The sequence below is a fragment of the Protofrankia sp. CiT1 genome (assembly GCF_917627335.1).
Classification (GTDB): Bacteria; Actinomycetota; Actinomycetes; order Frankiales; family Frankiaceae; genus Protofrankia.
Genome location: NZ_CAKJTP010000146.1, coordinates 1 through 708 on the forward strand (window position 1 = coordinate 1; position 708 = coordinate 708).

The following is a 708-nucleotide window of genomic DNA, read 5'->3' on the forward strand; positions in this document are numbered from 1 at the left end:
TCGCGCCCGTCGAGACGAACCACGTAATCACCATTACCTCGCTGACCGCCGTGCTCGACAACGCGATGCCGGAAGAGCCGGGCCATCTCCGGAGACATCCGGTCGGGAACTTTCTGCTGATGTTCAGTCCCATGGGCCTCGAGATTCCGGTCAACGACTCCGTGACCTGGGTCAACAACACCGACAGCCCATGCGCGCTGACAGCTGTCGCTGACACGCTCCCGCCTGGCCAGGGTGCCAATCCCATACCGGGCAACGGCGGCCGGTACACGATCGTCTTCAGCCGCGACGCAGTCACGAGGACGGCCGGCCCCGAGTACGACTACCGGTGTGCATCGGCGCCGGCGAGCACCGGCCACATCAGCGTCCATTGACTTTCGGTTACCGACGGCCCGCCCAAGTATCCCGTCCGCCCCGCCGTCGGTTCGTTTCGAAGGAGTTCAGCCACCTACACCTGTTGACGCCGTCCAGCGTTTCAGGAGCGACATCTTCGAACACATCGAAGTCCACTACAACCGGCGGCAGATCCACTCCGCGATCGACTACCGCACACCTGAGTAATTCATACTCAAATATGACGGAATGGCAAGATATCATGACGTAAGAAGAAGTGTCCATGAAGATGGGACCGCTTCAGTCAGCACCACCCGCGGGGAGGCGGACAAAGGCCGACGCGATCCCAGATGACAAGTAGCATGGGTGTTTCTT

At 60.7% G+C, this 708-nt stretch carries 1 protein-coding gene; it reads left to right on the forward strand.

Features of this window, described 5'->3' with window-relative positions:
- Positions 1-374, forward strand: a 374-nt coding sequence (locus MJ785_RS17740) for a hypothetical protein (protein ID WP_239381855.1), incomplete at its 5' end; no start/stop codon positions are given.
- Positions 375-708 lie beyond the last annotated feature (334 nt).